The following is an 18753-nucleotide window of genomic DNA, read 5'->3' as shown; positions in this document are numbered from 1 at the left end:
GTTGCATCCCAGTCCGACGGATCGTCCCGGAGGACCCGGTCCGGGGTATTCCCCGCATCCGTGTCGGGCCGGAGCGCCCGCGGGTGGCTAGGCTGCCCGGGGTGACGGGCAGGTCGAACGGGGACGGTCACGCCGAGGACGGCGTGGCCGCGACGTCGGCGCGTCACCGGGACGCCCACGACACGGTGGTGACAGGAGGAGTCGGGATCGAGCACGTGGAGACCGCAGACGGCGCGAGGTGGACCTCGACGACGGACGCCCCCGGCGACCTCGGCGCGGACCCGGGCATGGCCGACGAGGCCGCGCGCGTCCGGGACAGCCTGACCGTCGACGTCGGCGACGGCGACCTCCCGCAGGTGCTGCACACCGCCCCGGCCGCGGTGGCCCTGATCGACCTCGACGCCGGCACCGTCACCTACGCCAACGGGTCCGCCCAGGACCTCACCGGCGGCCGGGCCCAGCTCCCCCTCGACATCGACGCGTGGAGCGAGGCCGCGGGTCTCACCGACCTGTCCGGCCGCCCGATGCGCGACACCGCCTCCCCGCTCTCCCGCGTGGCCCAGGGCATCCCCGTCTCCGGCGAGCCGGTCGCGGTCGCCGACGCGGCCCGCCGGGGCTCCGAGGCCACCGTCGAGGAGCGGGAGGAGGCCGAGGGGCGCCTGCTCTGGGTCACCGGCTTCCCGCTGTCCGAGGCCGAGGACGACGAGCGCCGCCGCCTCGCCCTCGTCGTCTTCCTGCAGCTCTCCGGGGCCGGCGCGCAGCGCCACCTCGAGATGATGCGCGACCGGGCGGTCGTCGCCACCGAGCTCTCCTTCACGATCTCCGACCCGGGCCGCGAGCAGAACCCGCTGGTGTGGGTCAACCCCGCGTTCACCCGCCTCACCGGGTACGACCTGGACGAGGTCCTCGGGCGCAACTGCCGCTTCCTGCAGGGCCCCAACACCGACCCGACGTCGATCTCGCGGATCCGGGCCGCGCTCGCCGACGAGCGCCCGATCACCGAGGTGCTGCTCAACTACCGCCGCGACGGCACCGCGTTCTGGAACCAGGTGTCGATCTCCCCGGTGTTCGACGGCGGCGGCCGCGTCGTCAACTTCGTCGGGGTGCAGGCCGACGTCACCGAGCGGGTCATGGTGGAGAACGAGCGCCGGGCGGCGCTCGCGGCCGCCGAGGAGACCCGCGAGCAGCTGCGGCTGCTGACCGACTCCACCGCGGCCATGACCGCCTCGCTCGACTCCGGCGGCGCGGCGCGGGCCCTCGCCCGCATCGTCGTGCCCGCGCTCGCGGACTACTGCTGCGTCGACCTCCTCGAGGAGGTGGGCGTGCCCTCGTCGTCGCACCGGGTGGCGGTCAACCACCGCGACGACACCAAGACGGACACCGTGTCGGCCCTCGGGCGCTGGATCACCCCGACCGACGACGGCGACGACCCGGTCGACCGCGTGCTCGCCGGCGGGTCGCCCTCGCTGCTGCCCGAGCTCCCGGTGCGTCCCGAGGGCCTGCGGGAGGACCGGGAGCTGCTCGCGCAGTACGAGCAGCTGCGGCCCCGGTCGGCGATCGTCGTGCCGCTGCGGGCGCGCGGGCAGGTGCTCGGGGCGCTCACCCTGGGCACCGAGCTGCCCTACGGGCGGCGCTACTCCCAGCGCGACCTCTACCTCGCGAGCGACCTCGCCGCGCGGGCCGGGCTCGCCGTCGACAACGCCCGCCTCTACGCCCGCGAGCACGGCGCCGCCGAGACGCTCCAGCGCAGCCTGCTGCCCGCCGTCCCGGACGTCCCGGGCCTCGTCGTGGCGTCGCGGTACCTGGCGGCGACCGACGGCGCCCAGGTCGGCGGCGACTGGTACGACCTGCTGCCGCTGCCCGACGGGGCGGTCGGGATCGCGGTCGGCGACGTCGTCGGCCACGACCTGCGCGCGGCGGCCGCGATGGGCGAGCTGCGCGGTGTGCTGCGCTCCTACGCGTGGGAGGGCCTCGGCCCGGACGCCGTCATCGACCGGTGCAACGACCTCGTGCAAGGCATGCACATGGCGGCGGCCATGGCCACGGCCGTGTTCGGGCGGCTCGAGCGGCCGGAGGACGGCGAGGGCTGGATCCTCGGCTACTGCAACGCGGGCCACCCGCCGCCCCTGCTGCGCCGCGTGGACGGCACCGTCGAGCTGCTCACCGGGAACCTGTCGCCGCTGATCGGCGCCACCCGGGCCGCCGCGCGCGACTGCACCGAGGTGCACCTGAGCCCCGGGGACCTGCTGGTGCTGCACACCGATGGGCTGATCGAGGCCCCCGGCGCCGACCCGGACGAGCGCACCGACCTGCTGGCGAGCACGCTCGCGAAGGCTCCCGACGTCGACGACGTGGGCGCGATCTGCGACCGCGTGCTCGAGGTGCTCGGCGCCGACGGGCTGCGCGACGACGCGGTGCTGCTGGCGGTCCGGATCGACTAGGCGACGACGAGGCCCCGCACACGACGACGGCCGGTGCCCCTCCGCGCGGGAGGGGCGCCGGCCGTCGTCGTGCGGGACTACTGCTGCGGCGGGGGCGGCGGCTGCTCGCCCTGCGGCGGCGGGGGCGGTGCCTGCCCGCCCTGCGGGCCGTGCAGGTAGTCCTTCGCCTTCTGGGACGCCTGGTCGAACTGCTGGTCGTGACCGGCGAACTTGCCCTTGAGGGCGTCGCTCCCCTTGTCGACGAAGCCGTCGGCCTTGTCGGGGTTCTTCCCCGCCCATTCCTTGGCCTTGTTCACCATGTCGCCGAGGCCTGCCACGACGAACCTCCTGGTGCTCTCGGGTACACGTACTCCGGACACTCCGAGAGTGACCCGCACGACGCCGTTCCATGCCGCCCGGGGGTCCACGGACCGGTGAGGTTCGCCCGGTCGCCGGACATGGTCACGCAGGGTGCGTCCCGGGTGTCCGGATCGCCGCATTCAGTGCAAAAATTCTTTTACCCGCGCGGGAACCCGAGCCCGAGGTCGCGCGTTGGGACCAATGAGAGCGGTCGACCGGCCGCTCGGTGCACGTGGAGGAGGACTGGTGCGCACCAGCAGCAACCCGGCGTTCCGCAACCTGCCGACGTCACCCGGTGGGTACGCGCGGTTCGGTGACGCGCCGGCGGGCCTGGGCGGCGCCTTCGGCGGGGGCCCCGCGGGGCAGCCCCCGACGGCGGGTGCCTCGGACCGGCCGCTGACCGTCGACGACGTCGTCCAGAAGACCGCGCTCAACGCCGTCATCACCATCGGTGTGGGCATCGCGGCCGCGATCCTGCTCAGCCCCGTCCTGGGCATCCTGGGCTTCGTCGTCGGCCTCGTCGTCTCGCTGATCATCATCTTCAAGCAGAGCGCCAACCCGGCGCTCGTCCTCACCTACTCGGTGTCGCAGGGCCTCGCCCTGGGCACGATCACCGGGTTCTTCGAGGCGTCGAGCAACCGCTACGCGGGGATCGGCTTCCAGGCCATCGTCGGCGTGGTCGGTGTCTTCATCGGCATGCTCGTCGTCTACAAGACCGGCGCGATCCGGGTGACCCCCCGCCTGACCAAGATGGTCATCGGCGCCGCCATCGGCGTCGTCGTGCTCATGCTGGTCAACCTGGTGGTGTCGTTCTTCACCACCGGCGGCATCGGCCTCCGCGACGGCGGCCCGCTGGCGATCATCTTCTCGCTGGTCTGCATCGCGGTCGGCGCGTTCATGCTGCTGCTGGACTTCGACCAGGCCGACCAGGCCGTCAAGGCGGGTGTCCCGGCGAAGTTCGCCTGGTACCTCGCGTTCGGCTTCATGACGACGCTGGTCTGGCTCTACATCGAGATCCTGCGTCTGCTGAGCTACTTCCGCGGCGAGTAGCCGCACCCGACACGACGGCCCGCCCCGGGACTCCCGGGGCGGGCCGTCGTCGTGTGCGGGGGAGGACCCGGCGTCAGGACAGGCGCTCGAGCACCATCGCCATGCCCTGGCCGCCGCCGACGCACATCGTCTCGAGGCCGAACGTCGCGTCCTTCGCGCGCAGGCCGTTGAGCAGCGTGGTGGCGATGCGGGCGCCGGTCATGCCGAACGGGTGGCCGACCGCGATCGACCCGCCGTGCACGTTGAGCTTCGACTCGATCGTCTCGTCGGTGAGCCCGAGGCCGCGCGCGGACGGCAGGACCTGCGCGGCGAACGCCTCGTTGATCTCGACGAGGTCGACGTCGTCGATCGAGAGCCCGGCCCGGCGCAGCGCCTGCTGCGAGGCCCCGATCGGGCCCAGCCCCATGATCTCCGGGGACAGGCCGGTGACGCCGGTGGAGACGATCCGCGCGAGCGGGGTGATGCCGAGGTCCGCGGCGCGGGTGGAGGACATCACGACGACCGCGGCGGCGCCGTCGTTGAGCGGGCAGGCGTTGCCGGCGGTGATGCGCCCGTCGGGCCGGAAGACCGGCTTGAGGTCGGCGACCGCCTCGTAGGTGGTGCCGGCGCGCGGGGAGTCGTCCGCGGCGACCACCGACCCGTCCGGCAGCGTCACCGGCGTGATCTCGCGGGCCCAGAAGCCGTCGGCGGCCGAGCGCTCGGCGAGGTTCTGGGAGCGCACCGCGAAGCGGTCCATCTCCTCGCGCGACACGTTCTCGAGCAGGGCGACGTTCTCGGCCGTCTGCCCCATCGCGATGTAGGCGTCGGGCAGCAGCCCGTCGGCGCGCGGGTCGTGCCACTCCGGGGCGCCGGCCGCCGCGGTCTCGGCGGTCCGGGCCTGCGCCTCGTCGAACAGCGGGTTCTGCGTGCCGGGCAGGCCGTCCGACGAGCCCTTCTCGAACCGGGACACCGCCTCGACGCCCGCGGCGACGAACACGTCGCCCTCCCCGGCGCGGATGGCGTGGGCGGCCATGCGGATGGTCTGCAGCGAGGACGAGCAGTAGCGGGTGATCGTGGTCCCGGGGACGGTGTCCAGCCCGAGCTGCACCGCCACGATGCGGCCCATGTTGTAGCCCTGCTCGCCGCCGGGCAGGCCGCAGCCGAGCATCAGGTCCTCGACCTCGGCGGGCGGGAGCGAGGGCACCTGGTCGAGGGCGGCGCGCACCATCTGCGCGGCCAGGTCGTCGGGGCGCATGCCGGCGAGGGTCCCCTTGCGGGCCCGCCCGATGGGGGAGCGGGCGGCGGACACGATCACGGCGTCGGGAGTGGCCATGACCGGCACTGTAGGCGCGGCGTCGGACCACCGACGGCGGTGATTCGCCGCACAGCCACGACGTGATCGGCGGTCTTCGGCAGGATGGGGTCATGCAGTACGCCGAGCACGTCGCCGACCTCGTCGGACACACCCCGCTGGTGAAGCTCAACAAGGTCGTGCCGACCGGGCCCGACGCGCCGCTCGTCCTCGCGAAGGTCGAGTACTTCAACCCCGGCGGCAGCGTGAAGGACCGCATCGCCGAGAAGATGATCGACGCGGCCGAGGCGTCGGGGGAGCTGAAGCCCGGCGGCACCATCGTCGAGCCGACCTCCGGCAACACCGGCATCGGGCTCGCGATCGTCGCCCAGCAGCGCGGCTACCACTGCATCTTCGTGTGCCCGGACAAGGTCTCGCCGGCCAAGCGCGACGCCCTGCGCGCCTACGGCGCCGAGGTCGTGGTGTGCCCGGCGGCGGTCGAGCCCGAGCACCCCGACTCGTACTACTCGGTCTCCGACCGGCTCGCCCGCGAGACCGAGGGCGGCTGGAAGCCCAACCAGTACGCGAACCCGGCCAACCCGGCGTCGCACGTGGAGTCGACGGGCCCCGAGATCTGGGAGCAGACCGAGGGTCGGATCACGCACTTCGTCGCGGGCGTCGGCACCGGCGGGACGATCTCGGGCACCGGGAAGTACCTCAAGGAGATCTCCGACGGCCGGGTGCAGATCATCGGCGCCGACCCGCTCGGCTCGGTCTACTCCGGCGGTGACGGGCGCCCCTACCTGGTCGAGGGCGTGGGCGAGGACTTCTGGCCGACGACCTACGACCGCGGGATCGCCGACCGCATCATCGCCGTCTCCGACGCGGACTCCTTCCACATGACCCGGCGCCTCGGACGCGAGGAGGCGCTGCTCGTCGGCGGCTCCTGCGGCATGGCCACGGTCGCCGCTGCGCGACTCGCCGAGGAGCTCGGCCCCGACGACGTCGTCGTCGTGCTCCTCCCCGACGGCGGCCGCGGGTACCTCTCGACGGTCTTCAACGACCAGTGGATGCAGTCCTACGGCTTCCTGCGCGCCGACACCACGGAGTACACCGTGGGCGACGTGCTGCGCGGCAAGGACGGCTCGATCCCCGACCTCGTGCACGGGCACCCGAACGAGACGGTGTCCGACATCGTCTCGATCATGCGGGAGTTCAGCGTCTCCCAGATGCCGATCGTGCAGGCCGAGCCGCCGGTGATGATGGCCGAGGTCCGCGGGGCGGTCACCGAGCGGGACCTGCTCGACAAGCTGTTCACCGGCAAGGCCGCGCTCACCGACAAGGTCGCCGACCACCTCGCCCCGAACCTGCCGACCGTCGGGATCACCGAACCGCTCTCGGGCGCCATGGACAAGCTCCAGGGCGGCGACGGCCTGCTGGTCATCTCCGACGGGCGCCCGGCGGGCATCGTCAGCCGCGCGGACGTGCTCGCGTTCCTGGCCGGGCGGTAGCCGCTCCCGGGCGTCAGCGGTGGCACACGGCTGACGCCCGGTGTCGGCGGTGGCACACGGCCGACACCGACCCGGCCCGACCCGCCGTCGGGAATCCGGGCAGACTGGACCGGGTGAGTCAGGACCACGGTTTCGCCACCCGCGCCATCCACGCCGGCCAGGAGCCGGACCCGACCACCGGTTCGGTCGTCGTCCCCGTCCACGCGACGTCGACGTTCGCCCAGGACGGGGTCGGCGGGCTGCGCTCGGGCTACGAGTACGCCCGCACCGGCAACCCCACCCGCGCCGCGCTGGAGACCCAGCTCGCCGCGCTCGAGGGCGGGCGGTTCTGTCGGGCGTTCGCGTCGGGCATGGCGGCCGAGGACACGCTGTTCCGCGCCACGCTGCGCCCCGGCGACCACGTCGTCATCCCGATCGACGCCTACGGCGGCACGTTCCGGCTGGTCTCGACGGTGCTCGCCGACTGGGGCGTGCGGTTCAGCGCGGTCGACCTCTCCGACGTCGACGCCGTGCGCGCCGCGATCCTGCCGGAGACGCGCCTGCTGTGGTGCGAGACGCCGACCAACCCGCTGCTCTCGATCGCGGACATCCCGGCGCTGGCGGGCGTCGCGGACGAGGCCGGGATCCGGCTCGTCGTCGACAACACCTTCGCCTCGCCCTACCTGCAGCAGCCGCTGGCCCTGGGCGCCCACGTGGTGCTGCACTCGACGACGAAGTACCTCGGCGGGCACTCCGACGTCGTCGGCGGCGCCGTCATCACCTCGGACGAGGCCCTGGCCGCCGACCTCGCGCGGCTCCAGAACGGCATGGGCGCGGTGCCCGGCCCGTTCGACTGCTTCCTCACCACCCGCGGCATCAAGACGCTCGCGGTGCGGATGGACCGCCACTGCGACAACGCCGAGCGGGTGGTCGAGGCCCTCGCCGCCCACGACGCGGTGTCGACGGTGCTCTACCCGGGCCTCGCCACCCACCCGAACCACGAGGTGGCGGCGAAGCAGATGCACCGCTTCGGCGGGATGGTGTCGATCCGCCTCGCGGGCGGGGAGCAGGCCGCGCGGGCGCTGTGCGCGGCGACGACGGTCTTCACGCTCGCCGAGTCGCTCGGCGGCGTGGAGTCGCTCATCGAGCACCCGGGCGCCATGACGCACGCGTCGACGGCGGGCTCGCCGCTCGAGGTCCCGTCGGACCTCGTGCGCCTGTCGGTGGGCATCGAGGAGGCCGACGACCTCGTCGATGACCTGCTGACCGCGCTGGGCCGGCTCTAGCGAGGTTCGCGACGCCGGGGCGGGTCAGCCCCGGCGCGCGGCCGCCTGGTCCTCGGCCGAGCCGTGCGGTGCCGTGTGCCCGGGCGTCACGAGCGAGGGCACGGTGCACCCGCCGACCAGCACCGGGCCGTGCTGGGTGGACACCAGCGTGCCGGGGTCGTCGCACCCCGCCGCCTGCACCGTGAACACGGCCGCCCCGGCCAGCGCGGCGGCGGCGACGAGCGGCGCGACCAGCCCGATCCGGGCGGCACGTCGACGCGTCTCCATCGGGTCCTCCCCCTGCAATCTCACGCTCTCACCACAGGCTACCGACGACGTCCGGTGCGCACGCCCGTTCGGTTCGGGCGGTCCGGTCGGCGTCGGCACCCGCGCGGCGACCGGCCCGTGGGACGTCCCCGACACCGCTCGGTTGCCCGCCCGCCGCGGCCCGGAACCGGTCGGCGACATCACCGCCGCGCCGGGAACTTCCCGCGCCCGGTCCCCGCGCGAGGGGAACCCTCGGGCCACGAGAGCGCTCGGATCCTCCCCTCACACCGGGGTGCGGCCGGGGTGGGGCACCATGCGGGGCGTGCCGACCCTCGTCACCCGCGCCGACGTCGAGGCCGCCCGGGCCGACCAGCACGGGGTGGTGCGTCGGACGCCCGTCGAGCCCTCGCGGGTGCTGTCGGTGCCGGCGGGTGGGCCGGTCCTGCTCAAGTGCGAGAACCTGCAGCGCACCGGCAGCTTCAAGCTCCGGGGCGCCTACCGCCGGATCCAGCGGCTCACCGACGCCGAGCGGGCCCGCGGCGTGGTGGCGGCCAGCGCCGGCAACCACGCGCAGGGCGTGGCGCTGGCGGCCGGGCTGCTGGGCGCCGAGGCCACCGTGTTCATGCCCGCCGGGGCGCCGCTGCCGAAGCTCGCGGCCACCCGCGGCTACGGGGCGCGGGTGGAGCTGGTGGACACCTTCGACGCCACGCTCGTCGAGGCCCAGGCGTTCGCCGACCGCACCGGGGCCGTGCTCATCCACCCCTTCGACCACCCCGACGTCGTCGCCGGGCAGGGGACGGCCGGGCTGGAGATCGCCGAGCAGGTCCCCGACGCGCGGACGGTGGTGGTCTGCACCGGCGGGGGCGGCCTCGTCGCCGGGATCGCGGCCGCGCTGCACGGCACCGGCGTCCGCGTGGTGGGGGCCCAGGCGGAGGGGCTCGCCGCGTGGCCCGCCTCGCTGGCGGCCGGGGAGCCGACGACCGTCACCGGTGCCACGATCGCGGACGGGATCGCCGTGCCCCGGCCGGGCGAGCTGACCTTCGCACAGGTCGCCGCGCAGGTCGACGAGATCGTCACGGTCACCGAGGAGGCGCTGAGCCGGGCCGTGCTGCAGTGCCTGGAGCGCAGCAAGCTGCTGGTGGAGCCCGCGGGCGCGGCGGCCGTGGCGGCGATCGCCGAGTACCCGGGCCGCTGGGAACCGCCCGTGGTCGCGCTCGTCTCCGGCGGCAACGTCGACCCGCTGATGCTCGCCGAGATCGTGCGGCGGGGCATGGTCGCGGCCGGCCGCTACGCCGGCCTGCGCGTGCGCATCCCGGACCGGGCGGGCTACCTCGCCGACCTGCTCGCGCTCGTGGGACGGCTGGGCGGCAACGTCGTGGACGTCGAGCACCGCCGGCTCGGGGCGTCGGCGGGGCTCGGGCCGCTCGACCTCGGGACCGTCGAGGTGGCGCTGACGCTCGAGGCCCGCGGGCCCGAGCACCAGGACACGATCCTCACCGCGCTCCGCGACGCGGGCTACCGCGTCGCGGAGGGCGCCGTGTGAGGGTCCGGGGCGTGCCCGGTCAGGGGGAGTAGGGCTCCGCCGAGACCAGGGTGACCTCCATCGACCCGCCGTCGGGGAGGTCGTAGCTGACGGTGTCGCCGGCCTTCGCGCCGATGAGCGCGGAGCCGAGCGGGGAGTTCGGCGAGTAGACCTCGATGGAGCCGGCCGAGCCCTCCTCGCGGGAGCCGAGCAGGAAGGTCTCCGTGTCGTCGTCGCCCTCGAAGCGCACGGTGAGCACGGTGCCCGGGACGGCGGTCCCCGACTCGGTGGGCGTCTCGCCGACCTTCGCGGTGTGCAGCAGTTCCTGGAGGTGGCGGATGCGCGCCTCCATGACGCCCTGCTCCTCGCGGGCGGCGTGGTAGCCGCCGTTCTCCTTGAGGTCGCCCTCCTCGCGGGCGGCGTTGATCTTCTGCGCGATCGCGGGACGCTGCCCCACGAGGTCGTCGAGCTCGGCCTTGAGGCGGTCGTGGGCGTCCTGGGTCAGCCAGGTCACCTGGGTCTGCGTCTCGGTCACGGCGATCAACTCCTCGGGGTCCGGTCCCGCGGGCGCGGGGCGGCGGCCTGCACGCGCCCGCGAGAGGTCGCGGGGCGTCCACAGACGGAAAAACACGACCCGCGGCATGCGGGCCGTGTCGGTGGACACTAACACGGTCGGGGCCCTGCGGAGCCGGTACGAACTCCGGCCCCGAGAGGTTCCCGGATCTCCGAGGAAAGTCACAGGGCCTCGCCTACCTGCGACGATCCGCCGGACGGGGGTCGGGTACCCGGTGGGCGCGGCAGGCTGTCGGGGGGTCGGAGGATGATGGTGGGCGTGGGAGATCAGCTGAGACTGATGTCGGTGCACGCGCACCCCGACGACGAGTCGAGCAAGGGCGCGGCGACGTGTGCGCGCTACGTCGCCGAGGGCGTGGAGGTCATGGTCGTCACGTGCACCGGGGGTGAGGCCGGCAGCATCCTGAACCCGGCCATGGACCGCCCCGAGGTGCTCGCCGACATGGTCGGCGTGCGGCGCGCCGAGATGGCGCGGGCGGCGGAGATCCTCGGTGTGCAGCACCGGTGGCTCGGCTTCGTCGACTCGGGGCTGCCCGAGGGCGATCCCAAGCCGCCGCTGCCCGAGGGCTGCTTCGCGCTCGAGCCGCTGGAGGTGCCCACCGAGGCCCTCGTCCGTGTGATGCGCGAGTTCCGCCCGCACGTGGTCGTGACCTACGACGAGAACGGCGGCTACCCCCACCCCGACCACATCCGCTGCCACGAGGTGTCGATGGCGGCGTGGGAGGCCTGCGGGGACCCCGACCGCTTCCCGGAGGCCGGGGAGCCGTGGCAGCCGCTGAAGCTCTACTACTCGCACGGGTTCTCCCGCGCGCGCATCGTCGCCTTCCACGAGGCGATGCTCGCGGCGGGGGAGGAGTCGCCCTACGCGGAGTGGCTGGAGAACTGGGACACCTCGTCGCGCCCCGACCCCGGGTCCCGGGTGACCACGCGGGTGCGCTGCGCCGAGTACTTCCCGGTGCGCGACGCCGCGCTGCTCGCCCACGCCACGCAGATCGACCCCGACGGGCGCTGGTTCCAGACGCCGATGGAGCTCCAGCAGCGCGTGTGGCCGACGGAGGACTACGAACTGGCGCGTTCGCTCGTCGGTGAACCCGCGGAGACCGAGTCGCCCGAGGACGGCGACCTGTTCTCCGGCGTGCGCGAGCGGGTGCTGACGTCGTGATGCCCGCGAGCCTGGTCGTCCTGCTGGCGCAGGCCCAGCCGCCGGCGCCGGGAGCCGACCGCGGCGAGGAGTTCGGCAAGACCTCGCCGATCGCCCTCGTCGTGATCCTCCTGCTGGGCATCGCGACGTTCCTGCTGATCCGCTCGATGACCAAGCGGCTGCGGAACGTGCCGGAGTCGTTCGACCCGCCGGGGGAGACGGAGGGCTCGCCGGAGGCGCCCGACGGGGGCCCGGGGCCGGAGCCGTCGTCGGGACCGGTGGACTCGCCGTCACGGGGTGGCCGGGCGGGCCCGGAGGGCTGACGCCGACGGCGGAGGGCCCGGTGACGCCGTGCGACCATCGCGGCCATGGCCAACCGGCTCGCCGACTCGACCAGCCCCTATCTGCGCCAGCACGCCGACAACCCGATCGACTGGCGCCCCTGGGAGCCCGCCGCCTTCGCGGAGGCCCGGGAGCGCGGGGTGCCCGTGCTGCTGTCGGTCGGCTACTCGGCCTGCCACTGGTGCCACGTGATGGCGCACGAGTCGTTCTCCGACCCGCAGGTGGCGGCGTTCGTGAACGAGCGCTTCGTGGCGATCAAGGTCGACCGGGAGGAGCGCCCGGACGTCGACGCGGTGTACATGGAGGCCACCCAGGCCATGACCGGCCAGGGCGGCTGGCCGATGACGTGCTTCCTCACCCCGACCGGCGAGCCGTTCCACTGCGGCACGTACTACCCGGCGCAGCCACGCGGCGGGATGCCCTCGTTCACACAGCTCCTGGCGGCGGTGGCGAAGGCGTGGGAGACCGACAACGACACCGTGCGCAGCGCCGCCTCGGGCATCGCGATGCGGCTGGCCGGTGTCGCGCGGTCGCTGCCCGCCGCCCCGGTCGACGCGGAGGTGCTCGCCGGCGCGGTGGCCGCGCTGGAGGGGGAGTTCGACGCGACCGCCGGGGGCTTCGGCGGCGCCCCGAAGTTCCCGCCGTCGTCGGTGTGCGAGTTCCTCCTGCGCCACCACGAGCGGACCCGGAGCGCCGCCGCCTGGCGGATGGTCACCGCCACCCACGAGCGCATGGCGCGCGGCGGCCTGCTCGACCAGCTGGCGGGCGGGTTCGCGCGCTACTCGGTCGACGCCCGCTGGGTGGTGCCGCACTTCGAGAAGATGCTCTACGACAACGCGCTCCTGCTGCGCAGTTACGCGCACGAGGCCCGGCTGGCGGGCGGCCTCGCCCGCCACGTCGCCGAGCAGACCGCCGCGTTCCTGCTCCGCGACCTGCGCACGCCCGAGGGCGGGTTCGCCGCGGCCCTCGACGCCGACGCCGCGGGCTCCGAGGGCTCGACCTACGTGTGGTCCCCGGCCGAGCTGGCCGACGTCCTCGGGCCGGAGGAGGGCGCCTGGGCGGCGGAGCTGCTCGTCGTCACCCCCGAGGGCACGTTCGAGGACGGTCGCTCGACGTTGCAGATGCCGGTCGACCCCGTCGACCCGGCGCGCTGGCAGGCGGCCCGCAAGGCGCTCCTGGCGGCGCGCGCGACGCGGCCGCAGCCCGCGCGGGACGACAAGGTGGTGGCCGCCTGGAACGGGCTGGCCATCACCGCGTTGGTCGAGGCCGCGGCCGCGCTGGGCCGCCCCGACCTCCTCGCCGCCGCGCGCCGGGCCGGCGGGATGCTGCTGCGGGTGCACCTCGTCGACGGGCGGCTGCGCCGGACCTCGCGCGACGGCGTCGTCGGGGACGCGCCGGGCGTGCTGGAGGACCACGCGGCCGTCGCCGAGGGGCTGCTCGCCCTGCACCAGGCGACCGGGGAGGCCCGCTGGCTGGACGAGGCGTGCCGGCTGCTCGACCTCGCCCTGACCCACTTCGCGGACGCCGACCCCGGGCTGTTCTGGGACACCGCCGACGACGCGGAGGCCCTCGTCAGCCGACCCCGGGAGATCACCGACGGGGCCACCCCGTGCGGGTCGTCGGTGCTGACCGCGGCCCTGCTCACGGCGTCCGTGCTCGTCGGCCCGGACCACTCGGCCCGCTACCGCGAGGCGGCCGACGCCGCGCTGACGACGGCCGGCACCCTGCTCGCCCGCCACGCCCGGTTCGCGGGCGGCTGGGCGGCCGCGGCCGAGGCGGCGCTGACGGGCCCGCTGCAGGTCGCCGTCGTCGGCCCGGACGCGGCCGACCGGGACGCGCTGCTCGGGGCGGCGCGCCGGCACGCCCCGGGCGGCACGGTGGTCGTGGGCGGCGAGCCCGACGCCCCGGGCGTCCCGCTGCTCGCCGACCGCCCGCTCGTCGACGGGGCACCCGCGGCCTACGTCTGCCGCGGCTTCGTGTGCGACCGGCCGGTGACCACGCCCGACGAGCTCGCGGGCGCGCTGCACCTGGGCTGACGCGCCCCCCTCGGGTGGCAGGAAAGCGTCGTTGCTGCCACGGCGTGACAGCAACGACGCTTTCCTGCCGTCCGAGGGGCGGGGCCACGAGGGGCGGGGCGGGGCGGCGGCCCGACGTCGATGGCGGGTTGCTCCCACTGGGTGCATCCAGCGCGCCATCGTCGGTCGGGGAGGGGAGACGCCGCCGTCCGCCCACCGCGAACCAGCTCGACCCGCGCACGTGCGTAATGCTGTAATCAATGCATCGCACGATGAAGGAGCCGATGATGATGGTGGGACGAGGACACCGGGGACGCCCCGGCGGCGGGGGACGCGTGAGCCGTGGCGGGCGCCCGGCGGGGGACCTGCCCGCGACCGACGACCTCGAGGCCTGGCTGGCCGGGCGGCTGCCGGACGGCTGGTTCGTGGCCGCCCCCGAGGTGACGGTCGACCGCGAGGAGATCCTGATCGTCGGACAGCTGCCGGTGCCCGAGGTGGAGGGCGACGCCGCCGCGCGGGCCGCGAGCGCCGTGGGTCGGATCAGCCGGTTCCGGGAGGAGACCCGCGAGGACCGGATGGAGATCGCCCGGCAGGCCGAGCACCGCTACGGGCGCAAGGTCGCGTGGGGCGCGCGCATCGCGGACGGCGACGGCGGGGTCGAGGAGCTGTTCACCACGCTGTCGGTGCCCGTGATGACGCGGCTGCGCCAGCCCGAGCGCCGGGTGCTGGACACGCTGGTCGACGCCGGGGTCGCCCGGTCGCGCTCCGAGGCGCTGGCGTGGGCGGTCGCGCTGGTCGGGGAGCACACCGAGCCGTGGCTCGCCGAGCTGCGCGAGGCGATGAGCACGGTCGACGAGCTCCGCACCCGGGGGCCGCGCCTGGACCCGCCGTCGGGAACGCCGGACCGGGCCGACGAGCCGGGCGACGAGGCGGCCGACGAGCCGGGCGATCAGGCGTAGAGGATCAGCCAGATCGCGATGTGGTGGCAGATCGCGGCGACGACCGTCGCCGCGTGGAAGAACTCGTGGTACCCGAAGGTGGCGGGCCAGCCGCGCGGGCGCCGCAGGGCGAAGCCCACCGCCCCGAGGGTGTAGATCGCGCCACCCACCACGAGCAGCACGAACGCCGCCACGCCGCCGCGCGTGAGCAGGTCGGGCAGCACGAAGACGGCGACCCAGCCGAGCGCGAGGTAGATCGGGACCCCGACCCAGCGTGTGGTGTGCGGGCGCAGGACCTTGAGCGCCGCGCCCGCCACCGCGCCGGTCCACACCACCGCGAGGACCACCAGCCCGGTGGTCTCGGGCAGGGCCAGCACCGCGAACGGGGTGTAGGTCCCGGCGATGAAGATGAAGATCATCGCGTGGTCGAGGCGTTTCATCGTGGTGCGCGCGCGGGGCGAGACCCAGGAGCGCCGGTGGTACAGGGCGCTGATGCCGAAGACGCCCAGGACGGTGCCGGAGTAGACGGCCACGGCCGCGGCGGCCTCGCCGGAGACGGTGGAGCCGGCCAGGGCGATCAGGGTGGCACCGGCGGCGATCCCGACGGCGAAGGACCACAGGTGCAGCCAGCCGCGCAGGCGCGGCTTGACGGGCGTCGCCGGGGCACTGTCGACGATGGTCACGCCTCCAGAGGGTAGGACAGCTCGCGGCGGATCCCGAGAACTCTGCGCGTCGGGCGGGTGACGAGGGGGTCGGAGGGACGGGATGGCGGCGTAGCCTGGCCGCCCGTGAGCGTCCGGGACAACGTCCGAGAGGTGGCGTACTCGCTCTACGAGCGACGACTGCGCCGCAAGGTCGCAGCGAGCCACCCACCCCGCCACATCGGGGTGATCCTCGACGGCAACCGCCGATGGGCGAAGGAGGTCGGCCTCACCGATCCCAGCGACGGCCACCGCGTCGGCGCCCGGAAGATCGTCGACATGCTCGACTGGGCCGACGAGGCCGGCGTCGAGGTCGTCACGCTGTTCCTGCTCTCCACCGACAACGTGAGCCGGCCGGCCGCCGAGCTCGAGGCGCTGCTCGAGATCATCGCCACCGCCGTCGAGGGGCTCGCGGCGCCGGACCGCGACTGGCGGCTGCGCATCGTCGGGGCGCCCGACCTGGTGCCGGCCGCGACGGCCGCCCGGCTGGCCGCGGCGGCGGAGTCCACGCAGGGGCGGACCGGGCTCCAGGTCAACGCGGCCGTCGGGTACGGCGGGCGGCAGGAGATCGCGGACGCGGTCCGCAAGCTGCTGCTGCGGCACGCGGAGGCGGGCACCTCGATCGAGGAGCTCGCGGAGGTCCTCGACGTCGACCACATCGCGGAGAACCTCTACACCTCGGGGCAGCCCGACCCGGATCTGGTGATCCGGACCTCGGGGGAGCAGCGCCTCTCGGGATTCCTCATGTGGCAGTCGGTGTACTCGGAGTTCTATTTCACCGAGGCGTTCTGGCCGCAGTTCCGCCGTATCGATTTCCTGCGGGCACTGCGGGACTATTCGGAGCGGAACCGCCGCTACGGCGGCTGAACGCAGCAGGACGCACCGGCGCACCCGTGCCATCCCCCGATGGGCACGGATACGCCGGTGCGTCGTCGCACGGCTTTCCCGACGGCGGGTGCGGGTCCGCTCCCACAGTGTCCGCACCCGCCGTCGGGAATTCAGATCAGGACGCGTTGTTGTAGCCGCTCAGCAGGCCGAGCTGGTTGATCGGCAGCTGGGCGTTGAGGCCGTTGACGCCGATCAGCTGGTCGCCGAAGTTGACGGAGTCGCCGTTGCGGGCGGAGGCGTTGCCGTTGCCGCCGTCGCGGTCCCCACCGCGGCCGCCGTTGTCGCCACCGGTGCGGGCGTTGCCGTTGCGGCCGCCGTCGTCGTCGCTGCTGTTGTCGTAGCCGCTCAGGATGCCGAGCTGGTTGATCGGGGCCTGCACGTTGACGCAGTTCAGGCCGACGAGCTGGTCACCGAAGTTGGCGCAGTCGCCGTTGCGGGCCGAGGCGTTGCCGTTGCCGCCACCGTGCGAGTGGTCGCGGCCGTGGTCGCGGTCCTTGTCGTGGTCGTGGTGGTGGTGGTGACCGTGGTCGTCGGTGCGCGTCGAGGGCATGTCCCCCGCGAAAGCGGTCCCGGAGAGCGCCGCCACGCCCGCCGCGGCACCCAGGACGACCATTCCCGCCTTCTTCAGCAGCATTCGGAGAAGTTCCCCTCGTGAGAGTGCGGTTCCCGATCCGGGATCGGGTGACCCGCTTTCGTGTGTTCCAGCCCCACGGACGGTGCGGCTGATGACATGAAACCTAACGGGCGAACTCGGCCGTGGGTATCGCCGGATCCCCGATCGAGTGGCACCTACTTCGTAGCGCGACTTGAGTGCTTTCACCGGGTGAGACCCCGCCCCGGAACGGTCGCGGCGAGCGCCCGGAGAGCGCATTCAGCTCCCGCTGCGTGAGCCACCTCGACACCCGTCCGTCGTATTCAGCGACGCGGTGTCCGCTCCGAGGCCCGATCGGGCCACGGCGGGTAACGTCACCGGACGGTGGACGAGATCGCGGACGAGATCGCGGACGAGGGCCTCGACGGGCTCGCGCGGGCCTACGTGCGGCTCGGGCTGCGCCTCGGTCGCGCGGTGCCCGGACTCGTCGACGCGCACCTCGCCGACGAGCCTCCGGGGCTCCCGGACGAGGCGACCGACCCGGAGACGCTGCGCCGGGAGGCGGCCGCACTCCGCCGCCGGGTCGCCGGGCACCGCGGGCGCCGGGCGGAGTACCTCGACGCGCAGCTCGCGGCGTGCGAGGTCGTCGCGTTCCGGGCCGCGGGCGGCGAGGCGCCCTTCGTCGAGGAGGTGCGGGGCTGCCTCGGCGTCGGGATCGCCCCGGGCGACGAGGACCGCTACCGCGCCGCGCACGACGCCCTCGCCGCCCTCCTCGGCGTGCCGCTCGCGCGACTGCCCGCCGCGATGGCCGCCTTCCGCGACGCCGACCGGGTGCCGCCCGCGGTGCTGCGGGAGGCGACCGCCGCCGTGCTGGCGGGGCTGCGGGAGGCCACCGCGGCCACCGTGGGGCTCCCGCCGGGGGAGTGGGTCGGCCTCGAGGTCGTCCAGGGCGCCCCGTGGGCCGGCTTCACGCGGCGGACCGGGCCGCGACGGTCGGTCGTGCAGGTCGCCGTCGAGGCCGGGCACCGGTGGAGCCACCTGCCGCTGCTCGCGGCGCACGAGGCCTACCCCGGCCACCACACCGAGGCGGCCCGCACCGAGGGCACGGCCCGACCGGAGCGGACCCTGCTGCTGGCCCGCACCCCGCAGAGCCTCGTCGCGGAGGGTGCCGCCGAGGTGGGGCTCGACGCCGTCGTCGGGCCGGGGTGGGGGCGGTGGGCCGCCGAGCGCCTCGTCGGGATCGCGGGGGCACCGGGGCCCGACCGGGCGGCGCTGGGCGAGGCCGTCGAGACGGCGAGCGAGCCGCTCGCGAGCGTGCGCCAGGACGCCGCGCTGCTGCTGCACGGCTCGTCGGCGGTCGACCGCGCGGACCGGGCCCGGACGCACCTGCGGCGCTGGCTGCTCGTCGACGACGACCGCGCCGGCCGGATGCTGGAGTTCCTCGCCCACCCGCGCTGGCGGATCCACACCACCACCTACGTCGAGGGTGCCCGGCTGGTCCGCCCCTGGCTGGCGGCCCGCCCGCCCGGGACGACCGCCGGGGAGCGCTTCGCGCGCCTGCTCGACGAGTCCTGGACCCCGGGGATGCTGCGCCGCGAGATCGAGGCCGCGGCCGACGCCGAGCGGTACCCCCGACACGTCGACGACACGCCGATGTCGCCGAGCGTGTGATGTGCGACCCGAAATTGTCACGCTCGGCGCGCGACAACGACCGGTCACCGGCTGTACCGTCCGCCTCGACGGCGCCGTAGCGGATGCGGACCGTCCGGGGAGGCCGGAGAACGTGACGGGTCTGATCGGGACGCGGTGCCGCGGCACCGCCGGGGCGCCCGCCCCGGCGGGCGTGCACCACGGCCCGGACGACCCGGCGGGAGGGCCGGCACCCGGTCCTCGCGCGCGGCGCCGGAGAGGGAGGTCCC

Annotated in this window: 17 protein-coding genes; 11 read left to right on the top strand and 6 right to left on the bottom strand. The window is 74.6% G+C overall.

Annotated elements, in window-relative coordinates; genetic code table 11:
- Window positions 1–101 precede the first annotated feature (101 nt).
- Entirely contained in the window at window positions 102–2441 is a 2340-nt protein-coding gene (locus tag LN037_RS09085; RefSeq protein WP_230751599.1) for a SpoIIE family protein phosphatase, read from the top strand.
- A 77-nt stretch (window positions 2442–2518) separates the two neighbouring features.
- Here the strand turns inward: LN037_RS09085 and LN037_RS09080 are convergent, their stop codons facing one another.
- Window positions 2519–2758 (bottom strand): antitoxin, encoded by a 240-nt coding sequence (locus tag LN037_RS09080; protein WP_230751598.1) that lies wholly within the window; start codon window positions 2756–2758, stop codon window positions 2519–2521.
- Between the two features lie 268 nt (window positions 2759–3026).
- Here LN037_RS09080 and LN037_RS09075 point away from each other — a divergent pair, with 268 nt between their 5' ends.
- Window positions 3027–3830 (top strand): Bax inhibitor-1/YccA family protein, encoded by an 804-nt coding sequence (locus LN037_RS09075; protein WP_230751597.1) that lies wholly within the window; start codon window positions 3027–3029, stop codon window positions 3828–3830.
- A 73-nt stretch (window positions 3831–3903) separates the two neighbouring features.
- On the opposite strand, the gene LN037_RS09070 is transcribed toward LN037_RS09075, so the two are convergent.
- On the bottom strand, window positions 3904–5142 hold the full coding sequence (locus tag LN037_RS09070; RefSeq protein WP_230751596.1) for an acetyl-CoA C-acetyltransferase: 1239 nt from the start codon (window positions 5140–5142) through the stop codon (window positions 3904–3906).
- 92 nt (window positions 5143–5234) lie between these two features.
- Between LN037_RS09070 and LN037_RS09065 the strand changes: the two genes are divergently transcribed.
- Window positions 5235–6611: a cystathionine beta-synthase gene (locus LN037_RS09065; protein ID WP_230751595.1), complete on the top strand. Its 1377-nt coding sequence runs from the start codon at window positions 5235–5237 to the stop codon at window positions 6609–6611.
- Window positions 6612–6724: 113 nt separating this feature from the next.
- Entirely contained in the window at window positions 6725–7876 is a 1152-nt protein-coding gene (locus LN037_RS09060; protein ID WP_230751594.1) for a cystathionine gamma-synthase, read from the top strand.
- Between the two features lie 24 nt (window positions 7877–7900).
- Here LN037_RS09060 and LN037_RS09055 read toward each other — a convergent pair whose 3' ends face one another.
- Entirely contained in the window at window positions 7901–8143 is a 243-nt protein-coding gene (locus tag LN037_RS09055) for a hypothetical protein (RefSeq protein ID WP_230751593.1), read from the bottom strand.
- Window positions 8144–8435: 292 nt separating this feature from the next.
- Here LN037_RS09055 and LN037_RS09050 point away from each other — a divergent pair, with 292 nt between their 5' ends.
- Window positions 8436–9665 carry a threonine ammonia-lyase gene (locus LN037_RS09050; protein WP_372460405.1) on the top strand — a complete coding sequence of 410 codons (1230 nt, stop codon included), beginning with the start codon at window positions 8436–8438 and terminating at the stop codon, window positions 9663–9665.
- Window positions 9666–9684: 19 nt separating this feature from the next.
- On the opposite strand, the gene greA is transcribed toward LN037_RS09050, so the two are convergent.
- Window positions 9685–10179, bottom strand: coding sequence for a transcription elongation factor GreA (gene greA / locus LN037_RS09045; protein ID WP_179796656.1), 495 nt, complete (start codon window positions 10177–10179; stop codon window positions 9685–9687).
- A gap of 288 nt (window positions 10180–10467) precedes the next feature.
- Between greA and mca the strand changes: the two genes are divergently transcribed.
- From mca to abmR, 4 genes are all read left to right on the top strand, one after another.
- Complete coding sequence (mca, locus tag LN037_RS09040) at window positions 10468–11379, top strand: mycothiol conjugate amidase Mca (protein WP_230751627.1); 912 nt, start codon at window positions 10468–10470, stop codon at window positions 11377–11379.
- The gene (locus tag LN037_RS09035) at window positions 11379–11681 is read left to right on the top strand and encodes a hypothetical protein (protein WP_230751591.1); all 303 of its coding nucleotides are present in this window, start codon (window positions 11379–11381) and stop codon (window positions 11679–11681) included. The genes mca and LN037_RS09035 overlap by 1 nt, the downstream gene beginning before the upstream one ends.
- A gap of 45 nt (window positions 11682–11726) precedes the next feature.
- Window positions 11727–13736 carry a thioredoxin domain-containing protein gene (locus tag LN037_RS09030; RefSeq protein WP_230751590.1) on the top strand — a complete coding sequence of 670 codons (2010 nt, stop codon included), beginning with the start codon at window positions 11727–11729 and terminating at the stop codon, window positions 13734–13736.
- A 266-nt stretch (window positions 13737–14002) separates the two neighbouring features.
- Window positions 14003–14674 (top strand): ATP-binding transcription factor AbmR, encoded by a 672-nt coding sequence (gene abmR, locus LN037_RS09025; RefSeq protein WP_504755634.1) that lies wholly within the window; start codon window positions 14003–14005, stop codon window positions 14672–14674.
- Here the strand turns inward: abmR and trhA are convergent.
- Window positions 14665–15336, bottom strand: coding sequence for a PAQR family membrane homeostasis protein TrhA (trhA, locus tag LN037_RS09020; RefSeq protein ID WP_230751589.1), 672 nt, complete (start codon window positions 15334–15336; stop codon window positions 14665–14667). The two genes, abmR and trhA, sit on opposite strands and share 10 nt — an antisense overlap.
- A gap of 105 nt (window positions 15337–15441) precedes the next feature.
- On the opposite strand from trhA, the gene LN037_RS09015 reads away from it, so the two are divergent.
- Complete coding sequence (locus LN037_RS09015) at window positions 15442–16221, top strand: isoprenyl transferase (protein ID WP_230751588.1); 780 nt, start codon at window positions 15442–15444, stop codon at window positions 16219–16221.
- Window positions 16222–16357: 136 nt separating this feature from the next.
- Here the strand turns inward: LN037_RS09015 and LN037_RS09010 are convergent, their stop codons facing one another.
- Complete coding sequence (locus LN037_RS09010; protein ID WP_230751587.1) at window positions 16358–16855, bottom strand: hypothetical protein; 498 nt, start codon at window positions 16853–16855, stop codon at window positions 16358–16360.
- Window positions 16856–17218: 363 nt separating this feature from the next.
- On the opposite strand from LN037_RS09010, the gene LN037_RS09005 reads away from it, so the two are divergent.
- Complete coding sequence (locus tag LN037_RS09005; protein ID WP_230751586.1) at window positions 17219–18505, top strand: DUF885 domain-containing protein; 1287 nt, start codon at window positions 17219–17221, stop codon at window positions 18503–18505.
- Window positions 18506–18753 lie beyond the last annotated feature (248 nt).

Origin of the sequence: Actinomycetospora soli (assembly GCF_021026295.1) — a bacterium.
Lineage (GTDB): Bacteria > Actinomycetota > Actinomycetes > Mycobacteriales > Pseudonocardiaceae > Actinomycetospora > Actinomycetospora soli.
This window is presented reverse-complemented; position numbering and strand designations above follow the sequence as displayed.